The organism is Azohydromonas sediminis (assembly GCF_003574675.1).
In the GTDB taxonomy this organism is placed as follows: domain Bacteria; phylum Pseudomonadota; class Gammaproteobacteria; order Burkholderiales; family Burkholderiaceae_C; genus Calidifontimicrobium; species Calidifontimicrobium sediminis.
Genome location: NZ_QOAZ01000020.1, coordinates 52,135 through 64,830 on the forward strand (window position 1 = coordinate 52,135; position 12,696 = coordinate 64,830).

At 72.3% G+C, this 12,696-nt stretch carries 11 protein-coding genes; 4 read left to right on the forward strand and 7 right to left on the reverse strand.

Features of this window, described 5'->3' with window-relative positions; translation table 11 throughout:
- Positions 1-2 precede the first annotated feature (2 nt).
- Genes DRV96_RS11610 through DRV96_RS11625 form a run of 4 tightly spaced genes read right to left on the reverse strand, consistent with a single transcriptional unit; the run spans position 3 to position 4,512 of the window.
- Positions 3-1,844, reverse strand: coding sequence for an autotransporter assembly complex protein TamA (locus tag DRV96_RS11610; RefSeq protein WP_119291178.1), 1,842 nt, complete (start codon positions 1,842-1,844; stop codon positions 3-5).
- The gene (locus tag DRV96_RS11615) at positions 1,841-3,013 is read right to left on the reverse strand and encodes a vWA domain-containing protein (protein WP_119291180.1); all 1,173 of its coding nucleotides are present in this window, start codon (positions 3,011-3,013) and stop codon (positions 1,841-1,843) included. Before DRV96_RS11615 ends, DRV96_RS11610 begins: the two co-directional genes overlap by 4 nt.
- Positions 3,014-3,059: 46 nt before the next feature.
- Entirely contained in the window at positions 3,060-3,650 is a 591-nt protein-coding gene (locus tag DRV96_RS11620; protein ID WP_119291182.1) for a GNAT family N-acetyltransferase, read from the reverse strand.
- A gap of 19 nt (positions 3,651-3,669) precedes the next feature.
- On the reverse strand, positions 3,670-4,512 hold the full coding sequence (locus DRV96_RS11625) for an AAA family ATPase (protein WP_119291185.1): 843 nt from the start codon (positions 4,510-4,512) through the stop codon (positions 3,670-3,672).
- 91 nt (positions 4,513-4,603) lie between these two features.
- On the opposite strand from DRV96_RS11625, the gene DRV96_RS11630 reads away from it, so the two are divergent.
- The 3 genes from DRV96_RS11630 (at position 4,604) to DRV96_RS11640 (ending at position 6,860) form a co-directional block, all read left to right on the forward strand.
- On the forward strand, positions 4,604-5,251 hold the full coding sequence (locus DRV96_RS11630; protein ID WP_119291186.1) for a c-type cytochrome: 648 nt from the start codon (positions 4,604-4,606) through the stop codon (positions 5,249-5,251).
- Positions 5,252-5,379: 128 nt separating this feature from the next.
- Positions 5,380-6,597 (forward strand): HD-GYP domain-containing protein, encoded by a 1,218-nt coding sequence (locus DRV96_RS11635; RefSeq protein WP_119291207.1) that lies wholly within the window; start codon positions 5,380-5,382, stop codon positions 6,595-6,597.
- Positions 6,598-6,689: 92 nt separating this feature from the next.
- Positions 6,690-6,860, forward strand: a complete 171-nt coding sequence (locus DRV96_RS11640; RefSeq protein WP_119291209.1) for a heavy-metal-associated domain-containing protein — start codon at positions 6,690-6,692, stop codon at positions 6,858-6,860.
- A 28-nt stretch (positions 6,861-6,888) separates the two neighbouring features.
- Here the strand turns inward: DRV96_RS11640 and glgP are convergent, their stop codons facing one another.
- From glgP to DRV96_RS11655, 3 genes are all read right to left on the reverse strand, one after another.
- The gene (gene glgP / locus DRV96_RS11645) at positions 6,889-8,586 is read right to left on the reverse strand and encodes an alpha-glucan family phosphorylase (protein WP_119291188.1); all 1,698 of its coding nucleotides are present in this window, start codon (positions 8,584-8,586) and stop codon (positions 6,889-6,891) included.
- A 65-nt stretch (positions 8,587-8,651) separates the two neighbouring features.
- Positions 8,652-9,083 (reverse strand): DUF1841 family protein, encoded by a 432-nt coding sequence (locus DRV96_RS11650; RefSeq protein WP_119291191.1) that lies wholly within the window; start codon positions 9,081-9,083, stop codon positions 8,652-8,654.
- A 20-nt stretch (positions 9,084-9,103) separates the two neighbouring features.
- Positions 9,104-9,757: a trimeric intracellular cation channel family protein gene (locus DRV96_RS11655; RefSeq protein WP_119291193.1), complete on the reverse strand. Its 654-nt coding sequence runs from the start codon at positions 9,755-9,757 to the stop codon at positions 9,104-9,106.
- A gap of 107 nt (positions 9,758-9,864) precedes the next feature.
- Between DRV96_RS11655 and DRV96_RS11660 the strand changes: the two genes are divergently transcribed.
- The gene (locus DRV96_RS11660; RefSeq protein WP_119291195.1) at positions 9,865-12,423 is read left to right on the forward strand and encodes an ABC transporter permease; all 2,559 of its coding nucleotides are present in this window, start codon (positions 9,865-9,867) and stop codon (positions 12,421-12,423) included.
- Positions 12,424-12,696: the final 273 nt, after the last annotated feature.

Below are 12,696 nucleotides of genomic sequence, written 5' to 3' on the forward strand. Positions count from 1 at the left end.
GTTCAGAACACGATGCCCACGCTCAGGTGCGTGCGCCAGCGCTGCAGCTCGTCGCCGTATGCGAGGTCGAGCGCGAGCGGGCCCACCGGGCTGCGCCAGCGCAGGCCGACGCCGGCGCCGACCGCCGGCTTCAGGTCGCCCCAACGCGCGGCCGCGCGCCCCGCGTCGACGAAGACCGCGCCCCACAGCGACGGCAGGCGCGCCGACAGCGGCCGCGCGAGCTCGACGCTGCCAGTGAACAGCACGTCGCCGGAGGTCACGACGCCGTCGACGACGGGCCCGAGCGAGCGGTAGTCGTAGCCGCGCACCGAGTTCTCGCCGCCGGCACGGAACCGCAGCGTGTCGGGCACCTGCACGCCGTCGGCGCGCAGCACCTGCCCGAGCTCGACGCGCGCCTGCGCGTACCACGTGCGCGCGAGCGGCCGGTACACCGTGTAGCGGCCGTACAGTCGCGTGAACACCCCCGAACGCGCGTCGTCGCTCGTCGAGTGGCCGAGACCGCCTTGCAGCGCGAGCGACTGCCCGGTGGTCGGCAGGATGACGTCGTCGAGGTCGCGCCAGACGACGTGGTAGTTGGCCGACACGGCGGTGGCGGCGCGGCTCGCGAGCGGCTCGACGATTCGGAGCAGCGTGTTGCGCACCGTGGCCTGCTCGACCTCGGCGAACACGAGCTCGTCCAGGCGCCGGGTGCCGCGGCTGCGGCCGAGCCGCGCGCGCCACGACGTCGTCACCTCGTCGTTCGCCTCCTCGCGGCTGTAGGCGCCGCCGACGAGCCGGCTCCAGAAGTCGGGGTCCGGGTCGCTGCGCAGCTCGCCGTCCCACGCCTGGCGCAGCTGGGCGACCTCGATGCGGTTGCGCGCGATCACGTCCCAGCCGAACGGGCGGCGGTGCGTGTACTGCAGCGAGCCGCGTGGGCCGACGTTGGTGCTGTAGCCGACGCCGGCGGTCAGCTCGTGCAGCGGCTTCTCGCGCACGCGCACCGTCACCGGCGTCGCGTCGGCGTGCTCGGCGTCGAGGTCGACCGACACCGTCGCAGCGTCGAACAGGCCCGACGCCAGCAGCCGCTCCTGGTAGTCGACCAGCCGCTGCTCGGTGGCCGGCGCGCCGGCGCCGAATCCGGCCAGGTGGCGCACCGGGCGGTCGGGGTAGCGCTGCAGTCCTTCGATGCGCAACTCGCCGGTGCGAAACAGCGGGCCGCTGTCGGCGACGACGAACAGCCGCGCGGCCTGTGCGGCGACGTCGATCTGCGCACCGGTGCCGTTCCACTGCGCCGCGAGGTAGCCGTCGGCACGCAGGCGCTTGAGGACGTCGGCCTTCGCGCTGGCCCACTGTGGGTTGCGAAACGGCGCCCCCGGCGGCAGCGACCAGCCTTGGCGCACCGCGTCGAGCGTCGCGCGCGCGTCGTGCTCGCCGGCGGCCGCGCGCCGGTCGAGGTCGCCCTGCACGTCGACGGTCGCGGCCGCGACACGCACGCGCGGGCCCGGGTCGACCTCGACCGTCACTTGTGGCGTGCCGTCGTCGGCGTCGGCTTCACGGCGCACGTCGACGCGGGGCTCGAAGTAGCCCTCGGTCTGCAGCAGGCTGCGCACCTCGCCGGGCGTGGCGGCGAGCAGGCGGGCGAGCTCGTCGGCGCCGACCGGCTCGCCGGGCGCGATCAGCGGCAGCCGCGCGAGGTCGAGGTGCGTCGTGAGCAGCGCGTCGAGCGGGGCGGGCGCCTGCACCGCGAGCCGCACCTGCGCCGGTGGCGGCGGCGCGGGCAGCGGCGAGCCGCCGAGCGATGCGCAGCCGGCCCCCAGCACCGCGCACGCCAAGGCCGCCGCGACAGCGCCGCGGGCTCGCGTCATCGGCTCAGCAGCCGCATCGCCCCTTCGAGCCCGGCCAGCGTCAGCGGGAACATGCGCTGGTTCATCAGCTGCTGGATGATCGCGATGCTCTGGCGGTATTGCCACACCCCCTGCGGCTCGGGGTTGATCCACGCGTGCTTCGGGAACGCCTGCGTCAGACGCTGCAGCCACTGCGCGCCCGGCTCCTCGTTGTTGTACTCGACGCTGCCGCCGGGCTGCAGGATCTCATACGGGCTCATCGTCGCGTCGCCGACGAAGATCAGCCTGTAGTCCTTGTTGTAGGTGCGGATCACGTCCCAGGTCGCGAACTTCTCGGAGAAGCGTCGCCGGTTGTTCTTCCACATGAAGTCGTAGACGCAGTTGTGGAAGTAATAGAACTCGAGGTGCTTGAACTCGGACTTGGCCGCCGAGAACAGCTCCTCGACGCGGTGCACGTGCTCGTCCATCGTGCCGCCGACGTCCATCAGCAGCAGCACCTTCACCTTGTTGTGGCGCTCGGGCACCATCTTGATGTCGAGCAGGCCGGCGTTGGCTGCGGTGCTGTGGATCGTGTCGTCGAGGTCGAGTTCGAGGTCGGCGCCCTCGCGTGCGAAGCGGCGCAGCCGCCGCAGCGCGACCTTGATGTTGCGCGTGCCGAGCTCGACGGCGTCGTCGTAGTCCTTGTACGCGCGCTGGTCCCAGACCTTGACCGCGCTGCGGTTGCGGCCCTTGTCCTGGCCGATGCGGATGCCCTGCGGGTTGTAGCCCCAGGCGCCGAACGGGCTCGTGCCGCCGGTGCCGATCCACTTGCTGCCGCCCTCGTGGCGCTCCTTCTGCTCCTCGAAGCGCTTCTTGAGCGTTTCCATCAGCTCGTCCCAGCCCATCTTCTCGATGGCCGCCTTCTCCTCGGGCGAGAGCTCGAGCTCCAGGCGCTTGCGCAGCCACTCGAGCGGCACGTCCTGCGTGAAGTCGGCGCGCATCTCGACGCCCCGAACGTAGGCCGAGAACGCGCGGTCGAAGCGGTCGTAGTGCGCCTCGTCCTTGACGAGCACGGTGCGCGCGAGGAAGTAGAAGTCGTCGACCGACGGCCCGATGACCTGCGCCTTCAGGGCCTCGAGCAGCGTCAGGTACTCGCGCACCGACACCGGCAGCTTGGCTGCGCGCAGCGCGAAGAAGAAGTCGATCAGCATCGCGTCGTGCCCATGGGCGGCGGCCCGGCGTCCAGTGTAGGTCGCTTCAGCGTGGCCGCTCGAGCTGCCAGCGCAGGTGCGCACGCACCGCGGGCCACTCGGCGGCGGTGATGCTGTAGACGGCGGTGTCGCGCAGCGAGCCGTCGGGCAGGCGCTGGTGGCAGCGCAGGATGCCGTCGAGCTGCGCGCCCAGCCGCTCGATCGCGCGCCGGCTCGGCACGTTCAGGCGGTGCGTGCGGAACTCGACGGCGATGCAGTCGAGCGCGTCGAACGCGTGCGCGAGCAGCATCAGCTTGCACTCGGTGTTGAGCGCGGTGCGCTGCACGCGCTTCGCGACCCACGTGCTGCCGATCTCGACGCGCCGGTGCAGCGCGTCGACGTGCATGTAAGCCGTCATGCCCACCGGCGTGCCGTGCGCGCCGAGCACGGCGAACGACAGCATGCTGCCGGCCGCGCGCAGCGCGAGGCGCCGCTCGACCTCGGCGGTCATGCCGTCGGGGGTGGGCACGTTCGTGTACCACAGCGTCCACAGCTCGCCGTCGCGCACCGCGTCGGCGAGCGCGCCGGCGTGCTCGCGACGCAGCGGCACGAGCGCCGCGTGGCGGCCGCGCAGCTCGACCTCGGGCGGCCAGCTCACGCACGCGGCCCCGGCGCGTTCAGCGGTGGTGGCGCTGCATGAAGACGAGCTTCTCGAACAGCGTCACGTCCTGCTCGTTCTTCAGCAGCGCGCCCACCAGCGGTGGCACGGCGACCTTGTCGTCGGCGCTGTGCAGCGCCTCGGGCGGGATGTCTTCGGCCACCAGCAGCTTGAGCCAGTCGAGCAGCTCGGAGGTGCTGGGCTTCTTCTTCAGCCCGGGCAGCGAGCGCACGTCGTAGAAGCTCTTGAGCGCGGCGGCGAGCAGCTCGCGCTTGATGCCGGGGAAGTGCACCTCGACGATGCGCTGCATCGTCTCGGCGTCGGGGAACTTGATGTAGTGGAAGAAGCAGCGGCGCAGGAACGCGTCGGGCAGCTCCTTCTCGTTGTTCGACGTGATGAACACCAGCGGCCGGTGCCTGGCGCGCACGAGCTCGCGCGTCTCGTAGACGTAGAACTCCATGCGGTCGAGCTCGCGCAGCAGGTCGTTCGGGAACTCGATGTCGGCCTTGTCGATCTCGTCGATCAGCAGCGCCACCGGCTGCTGGGCCGTGAAGGCCTGCCACAGCACGCCCTTGACGATGTAGTTGTGGATGTCCTTGACGCGCTCGTCGCCGAGCTGCGAGTCGCGCAGGCGGCTCACCGCGTCGTACTCGTACAGACCCTGCTGCGCCTTCGTCGTGCTCTTGATGTGCCACTGCAGCAGCGGCATGCCCAGCGCCGTGGCGACTTCCTCGGCGAGCATCGTCTTGCCGGTGCCCGGCTCGCCCTTGACGAGCAGCGGCCGCTTGAGCGTGATGGCGGCGTTGACGGCGAGCATCAGGTCGGGGGTGGCGACGTACTGCTCGGAGCCGGTGAACTTCATGATCTGTCGCAAGGCGGCGGGGGTGGCGGAGCAGTATATAGGCCGACCCCTATAATCGCGCCCGCCTTCCCACCCACTCGACCCGATCACGATGAAGCGTGCACTCCTCCTGCTGCTGGCCCTGGCCACCACGTCATTCGCACACGCCGAGGGCGCCAAGGGCGACGCCCAGGCCGGCGCGCGCAAGGTCGCGATGTGCATCGGCTGCCACGGCATCCCGGGCTACCAGGCGAGCTTTCCGGAGATCCACAAGGTGCCGATGATCTCGGGCCAGAACGAGGGCTACCTCGTCGCGGCGCTGGTGGCGTACAAGAAGGGCGACCGCCGGCACCCGACGATGCGCGGCATCGCGATGTCGCTGAGCGACCAGGACATCGCCGACATCTCGGCGCACTACGCGGCCCAGGGCGGCAACCCCGAGGTGCCCGACACCGCGGCGCCGGCGCCGGCGCGCGTCGCCGAACTGCTGACCAAGGGCGCCTGCGCGTCGTGCCACGGCGCCAACTTCAACAAGCCGATCGACGGCACCTACCCGAAGATCGCCGGCCAGCACGCCGACTACCTGTTCGTCGCGCTGCGCTCGTACCGCACGCAGGGCAATCCCAACATCGGCCGCGCCAACCCGATCATGGGCGGCGTCGTGCAGCAGTTCAGCAACGCCGAGCTGAAGGCGATGGCCGACTACCTGGGAACGCTGCCCGGCGACCTGCGCACCGTGCCGCAGCCACGCTTCCGCTGAGCCGGCCGCGCCTGCCCGCCACGAGCCGCTCGCCCGAGCGGCTTTTTCATGCCTTTTTGCCGTGCGCAGGCGGCGGCGTTCTGCCACAGTCGCGCTCTGACGTGGGCGGGCGCCCGCGCGCGGCCGCGATGCTGAAGAAGATCTCCGTCGACCAACTGCGTGTGGGCATGTTCCTGCACGACTTCGACGCCGGCTGGCTCGATCACCCGTTCTGGCGCACGCGCTTCCTGCTGCGCGACGAGGCCGACGTGGCCAAGGTGCGCGCCAGTGCCGTGCGGGCCGTGTGGATCGACGTCTCGCGCGGGCTCGACGTGGCCACACCGGCTGCCGCGCCAACTCAGCCGCCCCCGGGCGACGCGCCGCGGCCGCTGGCTGCGCGGCCGCCGACCGCGGTGCCCATCGACGAGGAACTGCAGCACGCCGCCGCCGTGTGCCGGCAGTCGTTGACCGCGGTCAAGTCGCTGTTTGGCGAACTGCGCCTTGGCCGCGCGCTCGACACCGACGCGTGCGTGGCCGTCGTCAACGACGTCGCGGCGTCGGTGTTCCGCAACCCGGCGGCGCTGGTCAGCGTCGCGCGCCTGAAGACGGCCGACGATTACACGTACATGCACTCGGTCGCCGTGTGCGCGCTGATGGTCGCGCTCGGGCGCGAGCTCGGCTTCGACGAGGCGCGCTGCCGCGCGGCCGGTCTGGCGGGCCTGATGCACGACATGGGCAAGGCGCGCATGCCGCTGGAGATCCTGAACAAGCCCGGGCGGCTGACCGACGCCGAGTACGCGGTGATGAAGACACACCCCCAGCAGGGCTGGGCGCTGCTGCGCGAAGGCGGCGTGACCGACGCGACGACGCTCGAGGTGTGTCTGCACCACCACGAGAAGATCGACGGCAGCGGCTATCCGCACGGCCTGAAGGGCGACGAGATTTCGCTCTTTGCGCGCATGGGCGCCGTGTGCGACGTCTACGACGCGATCACGTCGAACCGGCCGTACAAGCGCGGCTGGGATCCGGCCGAGTCGCTCGCACGCATGGCGGGCTGGCACGGCCACTTCGACACGACGGTGTTCCACGCCTTCGTCAAGAGCCTGGGCATCTACCCGGTGGGCAGCCTCGTGCGGCTGAAGTCGAACCGGCTGGCCGTCGTCGTCGAGCCGAACGCGCAGCAGCCGACGGCGCCCGTGGTCAAGGCGTTCTACTCGCTGTCGCAGCAGATGCCGATCGCGCCCGAGCGCATCGACCTCGCGCGCTCGGCGCGCGAGCGCATCGTCGGTCGCGAGTCGCCGGAGAAGTGGAACTTCCCGTTCCTCGACGCGATGTGGGCCGGCGAGGCGGCGGCGCAGGCTGCCTGAGCCCATCCCGCAGCGCCGTCGCTGTGACAAGATCGCGCCCGGATGGATTGCCCGAGGTGCCGACCGTGACGATCGAACTGACCCTGCCGACGATGACCTGTGGCCACTGCGTGAAGACCGTTACCGAGACGGTGCACCGCGTCGACGCCGGCGCGCAGGTCACGGTCGACCTGCCGACGCACCGGGTGCGCATCGAGTCGGCGCAGCCGCGCGAAGCCTTCGTCGCCGCGCTCGCCGACGAGGGCTACGCGCCGGCGGCCTGAACCGCTGCGGCGGCGCCGGGCGCGCCGTTCAGACGAAGTACGCCTTGCGCACGTACTGGTCGACCATGCGCTCGGTGTTGAAGAACGACGCGTTGAGCGCGATCGCGTGCTTCATCACGTCGACGTAGCGCTCGCGCTCGCCGTAGTACAGCGGCAGGATCGTGCCCTCGAGCTTGTTGTACAGCGCCTGCGCGTCGGCGGCGCGGTCCTCGCCGGCGGCGCTCGCGTGGCCGTTGGCAATCGCCCAGCCGGTGACGCCCTCGATGCAGCCCTCGATCCACCAGCCGTCGAGCACCGACAGCTGCGGCACGCCGTTGACGGCGGCCTTCATGCCGCTGGTGCCCGAGGCCTCCAGCGGCGGCAGCGGCGTGTTCAGCCACAGGTCGACGCCGGCGACCATGCGGCGCGCCAGCGCCATGTCGTAGTCCTCGAGGTAGACGACGTCGAGCTTGCCGCGCAGCGCGGCGATGTGCTCGAACACCTTGCGGATCAGCTCCTTGCCGCCGCCGTCGCGCGGGTGCGCCTTGCCCGCGTAGACGATCTGGATCGGCCCGGCGGCGCGGTGCAGCGCGACCAGCCGCGCGAGGTCGTGGAACAGCAGGTCGGGGCGCTTGTACGGTGTCGCGCGCCGCGCGAAGCCGATCGTGAACACGTTGGCGAACAGCGCCGCGCCCGCGCGCGCGTTGACGAGGTGGATCAGCTCCTCCTTGGCCGCCTGGTGCGCCGCCCACAGTTCCTGGCGCGGGATGCCCAGCGCGTAGCGCAGGCTCGCGTTGTCCTGCCGCCAGGCGGTGATGTGGCGGTCGAACAGCGAGCGCAGCGGCGCCGAGGCCCAGAAGCCCGCGTGCACGCCGTTGGTGATCGAGTCGACCTTGTACTGCGCGAACATCTGCTGCGAGACCTCGCCGTGCTTCTTGGCCACGCCGTTGACGTAGTGGCTGTTGTCGAGCGCGAGGTAGGTCATGTTCAGCCGGCCGTCGAAGCAGAACTCGCCCACGCACGCGTTGAACGCGTCGCCGTAGCAGGTGATCTGCTCGGCCACCAGCCGCAGCGGGAACTGGTCGTGACCGGCCGGCACCGGCGTGTGCGTCGTGAACACGCACAGCGGCTTGACGGCCTGCGCGACCTCGCGCGTGACCTGGGTCAGGCCACGGCGCTTCATCTCCTCGTAACCGAGCTCGACGACCAGCAGCGCGGCGTGGCCCTCGTTCATGTGGAAGCGGCGCAGCGCCGTGTAGCCGAGCGCGCGCAGCAACCGCACGCCGCCGATGCCCAGCACCATCTCCTGGCGCAGCCGGTAGCGCTCGTCGCCGCCGTAGAGGTGGTCGGTGATGTGGCGGTCGTCGTCGGCGTTGTCGGGCAGGTCGGTGTCGAGCAGGAAGACCGGCACGACGTGGCCGCCGACGCCGCTCACGTCGTGGCGCCAAGCGCGGATCACGACGTCGCGGTGCGCGATGTTGACCGTCACGCGCACCGGCGTTTCGGCCAGCGTGGCCTCGGGGCTCCAGGTCCACGGTTCCTCGGTCTGGTGCCCCTCGGCATCGAGGCGCTGGCGGAAGTAGCCCTTGCGGTGCACGAGCGACACCGCGACCATCGGCACCCCGCCGTCGGCGGCCGAGCGGATCGTGTCGCCGGCCAGCACGCCGAGGCCGCCGCTGTAGGTCGGCAGCGCGTCGGCGAGCGCGATCTCCATCGAGAAGTAGGCGATCTTGGTGTTCGCAGGCATGGTTCACGGGGCAGCCAACGGCACCGACTCTACCCGCCGCGCGCCGGCGCGGTGTGACAGCACCGTCAGCGCGTCGCGCGCCGGCGCACGCAGTCGAGGTAGGCGTGGCCGTCGGGCGGCAGCCCGCTGCGCTGCGACGCCCAGATCATCTCGCCGAGGCACTCCATGATCTGGTGGTGCGCCTCGTGCGCCGAGCCCAGCCGTGCGGCGAGCAGCCCAAACGCCTGGCGGATGCCGGTGGGCTGGTCGATCGAGACCTGCTCGCTGATCGACAGGTGCATGCTCAGGTGCAGGAACGGGTTGGTGCGCCCGTCCTCGACGCTGTAGACGGCGGCCAGCGCGGCGTCGACATCGGCCAGGTCGGCGTCGTACTCGGGGTGTTCGGCGATCCACGACGCGGCCAGCGCCTCGATCGGCGTCAGCGGCTCGCCGGCGCGCTGCTTGCGGTGCACGTCGCAGAAGAAGCGGCGCACGTCGTGCTGCGAGGGCTGGAACATCGCTCGTCGGGTCGAGGGCGTCAGTCGTCGGTGCGCCAGGCCGGCAGCCGCCAGTCGAACCACAGCGCGAGCACGCGCAGCCCCGTCGCGACGACGGCGCCGGCCAGCAGCGCCGGCGCCCCGCCGACGCCGGCGGTATGCATCGCGACGACGACCCAGCCGCCGGCGAAGGCGCACACCGCGTACGGGCGGTGGTCGCTGAACGCGGCCGGGACCTGGTTGCACACGACGTCGCGCAGCACGCCGCCGAACACCGCCGTCATCACGCCCATCAGCACCGCGACGAGCGCCGGCGACTGCGCCGCCAGCGCGACCTGCGTGCCGCCGGCGGCGAACAGCCCGAGCCCGAGCGCGTCGGGCCACTGCATCGCGCGCTCGGTGGGGTGCAGGTGGCGCGCGCGCATGAACAGCATCGCCACCACCGCCAGGCCCAGCACGGCCCACAGGTACGCCCCGTGCTGGACCCAGAAAAACGGCCGGCGGTCGAGCAGCACGTCGCGCAGTGTGCCCCCGCCGAACGCCGCGAGCATCGCGACGACGGCCACGCCGACGGCGTCGAGGCGCTTGCGCGCGCCCTCGATGACGCCCGACAGCGCGAAGGCCAGCGTCGCGGTGGCCTCGAGCACCGTGTGCGCGGCCGACAGCGGCCAGCCTGGCGCGTCGGTCAGCGGCATCGCGAAAATGGTTGCGGCGACATGCGCGCATTGTCGCCGCGGGGCGCGCCGGGCCGGCGCAATCCCCGCGCCGCGCGCCGCCGGCGCGGTGCCCGTACAGTGCACGCATGGCTGCTTCGTCCCCATCGTCGTCCGCCGCGTCGGTGTTCGCGCTCGCGTGGCGGCAGACGCTGCGCGACTTCCGCGCCGGCGAGCTGCGCCTGCTCGTCGTCGCGGTGCTGCTCGCGGTGGCGGCGCTGACCGCGGTGGGCTTCTTCGCCGACCGGCTGAGCCAGGGGCTCGCGCGCGACGCGCGCCAGCTGCTCGGCGGCGATGCGGTGATCGCCAGCGACAAGCCGCTGCCGCCGGTGTTCGCCGAGCAGGCCGCCTCGCTCGGGCTGCGCACCGCGACGACGACGAGCTTCCCGAGCATGGCGCGCGCCGACGACGCGCACGGCGGCGCGACGCGGCTGGTGGCCGTCAAGGCCGTCAGCGACGCCTACCCGCTGCGTGGCACGGTGCAGGTGCGCACCGCGCCCGACGCGCCGCCGGTCGCCGCCGACGGCCCGCCGCCGCGCGGGCGCGTTTGGGTCGACGCGGCGCTGCTCGACGCGCTGCAGATCTCGGTGGGCGACACGCTGCTGCTCGGCGACGCCGCGCTCGTCGTCGACCGCATCGTTGCGATCGAGCCCGACCGCGGCGCCGGCTTCCTGAGCTTCGCGCCGCGCGTGCTGCTGCACCAGGCCGACCTCGCCGCCACCGCGCTGATCCAGCCCGCCAGCCGCGTGACGTACCGCTTCGCGGTCGCCGCCGGCGGCCGCAGCGCCGCGGCCGACGTGCGCCGCTTCGTCGCGTGGGCGCAGCAGCAGGTCGAGTCGCAGCGGCTGCGCGCGGTGCGCATCGAGTCGCTCGAGTCGGGGCGGCCCGAGATGCAGCTCACGCTCGAGCGCGCCGAGAAGTTCCTCAACCTCGTCGCGCTGCTCGCCGCGCTGCTGGCGGCGGTGGCGGTGGCGATCGCGTCGCGCGACTTCGCCAACCGCCACCTCGACGACTGCGCGATGCTGCGCGTGCTTGGACAGTCGCAGCGCTCGATCGCGCTGGCCTACGGGCTCGAGTTCGGCGTCGTCGGCCTCGCCGCCAGTGCGGCCGGCGTCGCGCTCGGGCTCGCGGTGCACCACGTGTTCGTCGCGCTGCTGGCCGGCCTCGTCGACGCCGCGCTGCCGGCGCCCACCGCGTGGCCGGCGCTGTTCGGTGTCGGCGTCGGGTTGACGCTGCTCGTCGCATTCGGGCTGCCGCCGGTGCTGCAGCTCGCGCGCGTGCCGCCGCTGCGCGTGATCCGCCGCGACGTCGGCGCGCTCAAGCCCGCGTCGGCGCTGGTGCTGGCCGCCGGCACGCTCGGCTTCGCGGCGCTGCTGCTGGCGGTGTCGTCCGACGTCAAGCTCGGCCTGATCGCGGTCGGCGGCTTCGCCGCCGCGGTGGCGGTGTTCGCGCTGCTCGCGTGGCTCGCGGTGGTCGCACTGCGGCACGCGGTGCCCGAGGCGCGCGCGCCGCGCTGGCTCGTGCTCGCGACGCGGCAGATCGCCGCGCGGCCGGCCTTTGCGGTGCTGCAGGTGTCGGCACTCGCCGTCGGGCTGCTCGCGCTGGTGCTACTCGTGCTGCTGCGCACCGACCTGATCGCGAGTTGGCGCCAGGCGACGCCGCCCGACGCGCCGAACCGCTTCGTGATCAACATCCAGCCCGAGCAGGGCGAGCCGTTCCGCGCCGCGCTGGCCGAGGCGGGTGTGGCGCGCTACGACTGGTACCCGATGATCCGCGGCCGCCTGGTGGCGATAAACGGTCGGCCCGTCGATCCCGATGACTACGCCGACGAGCGCGCGCAGCGCCTCGTCGAACGCGAGTTCAACCTCAGCCACACGGCCGCGATGCCGGCGCACAACCGGCTCGCCGGCGGGCGCTGGACGGCCGGCGAGGCCGACGGCATCAGCATCGAGGAGGGGCTCGCGAAGACGCTCGGGCTCGCGCTGGGCGACACGATGGCGTTCGACATCGCCGGCATCCGCCACGAGGGTCGCGTGACCAGCCTGCGCAAGGTCGACTGGGCGTCGATGCGCGTGAACTTCTTCGTCATCTTCCCGCTGGCCGAGATGCCGGGGCTGCCGGCGACCTACATCTCGGCGTTCCGCGCGCCCGAGCGCGCCGGTTTCGACAGCGCGCTGAACCGGCAGTTTCCGAACATCACGATCGTCGACCTGTCGGCGTCGATCGCGCAGGTGCAGCGCGTGCTCGACCAGGTGATCCGCGCCGTCGAGTTCCTCTTCGGCTTTACGCTCGCCGCCGGGCTGGTCGTGCTGTTCGCCGCGGTCACGGCCACGCGCGAGGCGAGGGCGCGCGAATTCGCCGTGATGCGCGCGATGGGCGCCGGCAAGGTGCTGCTGGCGCGCGTGCAGCGCGCCGAGCTGATGGGCATCGGGGCGCTGGCCGGTGTGCTCGCGTCGGTGGCGGCGGTGGCGGTGGGCTGGGCGCTGGCCCGCTACGCGTTCCAGTTCGACTGGAGCGTCAAGGCCTGGGTGCCCGCCGCCGGTGGCGCGGCCGGAGCGCTGCTCACGCTGGCGGCCGGCTGGTGGGGCCTGCGCGAAGTGCTGCGCCGCCCCGTCGTCGAGACGCTGCGCCGCGCGGCCGAACGCTGAGCCGCACCGGTGCGACGTAGGCCATGCCGTGGCCGCGTCGTCGCTGCGGCGGCGCGGTGCGAACCCTAAAAGGCGACGGCGTGCGCACAGGCTCGCCGCCGCTGGCGTGGACCGGCGTCAGGCCGCCGCGAGTCCGCCACCGCCGCTGAGGCGGAACGTGGCGACGACGTGGGCCAGCCGCTTGGCCTGCTCCTTGAGGCTTTCGGCGGCGGCGGCGCTTTGCTCGACGAGGGCGGCGTTTTGCTGCGTCATGCGGTCGAGGTCGGCGACGGC